The sequence below is a fragment of the Okeania sp. SIO3B5 genome (assembly GCF_010692555.1).
Lineage (GTDB): Bacteria > Cyanobacteriota > Cyanobacteriia > Cyanobacteriales > Microcoleaceae > Okeania.
In genome coordinates, this window is the sequence record NZ_JAAHHG010000686.1 from 1 (window position 1) to 4,527 (window position 4,527).

A 4,527-nucleotide genomic window follows, 5' to 3' on the forward strand; every position below is an offset into this window, starting at 1 on the left:
CTGTAGACGGCCTACGTGCTCCGGCCTGCTTTGTTCCTGGTGTTCCCTCGTTTTCTCTTTCCACCGCGTCCCCGTGTCTCCGTGTCTCCGTGTATCCGTGTCTCCATGTCTCCGTGTCTCCGTGTCCCCGTGTCCCCGTGTCTCCGTGTCTCCGTGTCTCCGTGTCTCCGTGTCTCCGTGTCCCCGTGTCCCCGTGTCCCCGTGTCTATCGAGAATGAAACAGCCCTGCCTTATTAAGGTGGGTTAGGGGGGATCTAAAACTGTATCTCACCAATTTGAGAAACGCTATATTTATCTTACTCCTATAAATTCTTCCTAATTTTTTTATAATAAAAAATAACTAAAATATAAGAGATGAAATAATTATGATTGAATGGTTAATTGCTTGGGGTGGTAGTGAAGCGGTTAAATTTATTGCTCAGGAAGTTATTGGAGAATTAGCTAAGGGTACTGCTGAAGACTATGTTAAAGATTTTTTTAAACAAGGTATTTCTGATGCTATTGGTGGCATAACAAATGGAAAAGTTTTACAAAAAGCTACGGCACAAGCTATTAAATATTTTTTAGATTTGATACAGCAAGAGTTAGAAAATGCTGAATTGAGTGAAAGTGAGTTAAAGAAATATACTAAACCTTTAAAAAAGTTTATTCAAAATAAGTCAGTTTTAAAAGTTTTGGTTAGTGCTTTTGATAATGAACTAAAAATTTTAGAGACTAATAAACTAGCTATTACCTGGAACGAAATTAATCCACCTTTGCCAGATGAATTTGACTGGGAATTAGTTGCCAAGCAATATCAGAGAAAGGTGAAAAAAATTATTCGAGAGTCGGATGAATTACGGAAAATATTGGATTCAGAAAATCTGGATAATTTGGCAAATCAAACTGAAATTAAGCCAGATTTTGACTTAAAAAGATATCGAGAAGGAATCCGAGAACAATATGGAAATCTGAAATTAGAAAGTTTAGATACCAGTGGTTATGCCTATAATCAATTGAAATTATGGCGAATGTTTATTCCTCAAAATGTCCGGGAATCTCAGGAATTTCTGCCTCAAGTACATGAAATTCCTAAAGAATATCGGCAGCGATTAAAGGAGACTGGGCAGTTTGAGGAAGAACTTTCTCAAGAAAGATTAGAAAGTCTTAGACGCAGATATTTTGAACAGCATACTCGCTCGGTTTTGGAATTAATAGAAAATAGCAATTATCAATATTTAGTGATTCTGGGCGACCCTGGTTCTGGCAAGTCTACTTTATTACAATATATCGCTCTCCAATGGGCAGAATTACCTCTGAAAGATTTACCTTTACAGCCAATTCCTATATTAATTGAACTACGGACTTATGTGAGGAACCATGATGCTAATAAATGCCAAAACTTTCTGGAGTTTCTGGAAAAAGGTAGCGGAATAATTTGTCAATTACCTCAACAGGAACTTCATGCTAAATTACAAAGTGGTGATGCTATTGTGATGTTTGATGGATTGGATGAAGTTTTCGATCCTGCTAAACGAGAGGAAATAATTACTGATATTCATCGGTTTACTAATGACTATAAAAATGTGCGGGTTATTGTTACTTCGCGGGTGATTGGTTATAAGCCACAAAAACTCCGGGATGCTGAATTTAATCATTTTATGTTGCAAGATTTGTCAGCGGAACAAATTGAGGATTTTATTCAACGTTGGCATAATTTGACTTATATCGATGAGGCGGAAAAGATAAGAAAACGAGAAAGATTTAAACGGGCAATTAAGGATTCTTCAGCTATTAAAGAATTGGCAGAAAATCCCCTTTTATTAACTATGATGGCTATTCTAAATCGGAATCAAGAATTGCCGAGAGATAGGGCAGAACTTTATAATCAAGCTTCGCGGGTTTTATTACATCAATGGGATATGGAAAGAGCGTTAGTTGATGCAAAGATTGACCCGATTACTATTGACTATAAAGATAAACAGGCAATTTTGCGTCGAGTTGCTCATTTTATGCAGGGAAATACTGCGGGTTTAGCTGGTAATTTGATTTTGGGAGATGATTTAGAAAGGATTATTTGGGAGTATCTAAAAAGTGTAGATATTAATGATGCAAGAGGTGTGGCTAGGGCGTTGATGGAACAGTTGCGGAGTCGGAATTTTATTTTGTGTTTTGTTGGAGCTGAATATTATGCTTTTGTGCATCGAACTTTTTTGGAATATTTTTGTGCCAGGGAGTTTGTTTGGCAGTTTGAAAAAGAACAGAAAATTTCTAAAAAAGAATTGATTGAGGAAGTTTTTGGGAGCCATTGGCAGGATGAAACATGGCATGAAGTATTGCGGTTAATTTCTGGGATGATTGATGCGAAGTTTGTGGGGGAAGTTATTAGTTATTTGATGGAGCAAGAGGGGGAAGAGGAAAAGTTTCTGAATTTATTTTTGGCTGGCAAGTGTTTGTTTGAAGTTAGGATTCGTCATGGTATTGGTGATGTGGAAAATCGGTTATTAAATAGGTTAAAAGATTTGACTGGGTATAACCGTGGTTATTCTTGCAGACCTTATGATATTGACTCTAAAGAAATTTATCAGAAATATGAAGCCTTAATTTATAAAATTCGCGGTCAAGCTGTAGCAGTGGTGGCCGCAACCTGGAGGGATGACCCTTTAACCTATACCTGGCTCAAACAATTGCTAGTATCTCGTAATAATTGGATTGTGCGACGGGAAGCGGTGCGACAAATTGCTACTTTAGACAAAGACAAACTAGAAATTCTAGAGTTACTCAAGCAACAGGTATTGTCTGATGATGGTTGGGATGTACGACGGGAAGCAGTGCAACAAATTGCTACTTTGGGCAAAGGCAAACCAGAAATTTTAGAGTTATTCAAACAATGGGTAGAGTCTAATGAGAATTGGGATGTGCGAGTTGAAGCAGTGCGACAAATAGCTACTGGTTGGAAACGCGAGCCGGGGACTTTAGATTTACTCAAACAATGGGTAGAGTCTGGTAATAGTTCGAGTGTGCGAGTTGAAGCGTTACGACAAATTGCTACTGGTTGGAAGCATGAGGAGGGAATTTTAGATTCACTCAAACAATGGGTAGAGTCTGATAAGAATTGGGATGTGCGAGTTGAAGCGGTACTACAAATAGCGACTGCTTGGAAGCATGAGCCGGGAATTTTAGATTCACTCAAACAAAGTTTAGAGTCTGATAATAGGTCGAGCGTAAGGCTTAAAGTAGTGCTACAAATTGCTACTGATTGGAAGCATGAGCCGGGAATTTTAGATTTACTTAAACAAAGTTTAGAGTCTGATAATGATTCGGGTGTGAGGGTCAAAGCAGTGCGTCAAATTGCTACTGATTGGAAAAATCAGCCGGGAATTTTAGAATTGCTCAAACAATGGGTAGAGTCTGATGATAGTTCGAGTGTACGACAGGAAGCAGTGCGACAAATAGTTATTGGTTGGAAACATGAGCCAGAAATTTTAGATTTACTCAAACTATGGGTAAAGTCTGAGAATTCGGCTGTGCGAAGTGAAGCAGTGCGACAAATAGCTACTGGTTGGAAACATGAGCAGGGAATTTTAGAATTACTTAAACAAAGGGCAAAGTTTGATGATTATTGGTTTGTTCGATTTGAAGCGTTGCGACAAATAGCTACTGGTTGGAAACATGAACCTGGAATTTTTGAATTACTTAAGCAAAGCCTAGAGTCTGATCATAGCTGGCATATACGAAGGGAAGCGGTGCGACAAATAGCTACTGGTTGGAAACATGAACCTGGAATTTTTGAGTTATTTTACCATACCACCCTCAATGACTTCTTTCAACGTGAATATAATTATCAAGACAACCCTCGACAAATTGCACTAGAGGAAATTCTTGAACAATATCCAGACCATCCGCAAATCCTCCCACTATTACAAGACAGAGCAGAAAATGACCCAGACGAACAACTGCGGGAGTGGGCAAAAGAGATATTGCGACGATTAGAGAATTAGTGAGAGCAACAGTAGTGGATTGTTTCACCTAAAATAGTGCATTAGCTTTTTTCGTCACCCCATCCCCCCATCACCCCATCCCCCCATCACCCCATTTTCTAATGCAACATTTAAGATGAAACAGTCCAGTAGGGTGGGTTAGCGTCAGCGTAACCCACCGAAACATTGTAGATTTGGCGGTGCGTTAACGAAGTGTAATATCATGTTCGGATAATCAGTTATAAAAAAACTTTCTCCTTCTTTCTTCCCTCTTTCCTCCTGACTCCTGACTCCTGACTCCTGACTCCTCCGTAGTTATTTATTTATAACTGTTCAACCGGACATGATATAACGCACCCTACTGGACTATTTCACCTAAAATAGTGCTTTAGAGAAGTCAGGGCAAGACACGGATTTGGCCACGGATGCACGGATGAATGCACAGCTCAAACTGTGCAGAGCGCTTTTAACTTGAAAATTCTTACTTTTAAAGGCATGACTTTTGAATTAAATCTAATGCACCATTTTAGATGAAACAGTCCACTACTGGACTTGGGCTCCCTGCCCT

At 39.0% G+C, this 4,527-nt stretch carries 1 protein-coding gene; it reads left to right on the top strand.

Features of this window, described 5'->3' with window-relative positions; translation table 11 throughout:
* Nucleotides 1–365 precede the first annotated feature (365 nt).
* Nucleotides 366–3,980: a HEAT repeat domain-containing protein gene (locus F6K54_RS40855; RefSeq protein ID WP_293090184.1), complete on the top strand. Its 3,615-nt coding sequence runs from the start codon at nt 366–368 to the stop codon at nt 3,978–3,980.
* Nucleotides 3,981–4,527: the final 547 nt, after the last annotated feature.

What these genes read in the sequence shown, in the direction of transcription:
- F6K54_RS40855 (WP_293090184.1), top strand. Translation starts at nt 366, where the DNA reads ATGATTGAATGGTTAATTGCTTGGGGTGGTAGTGAAGCGGTTAAATTT.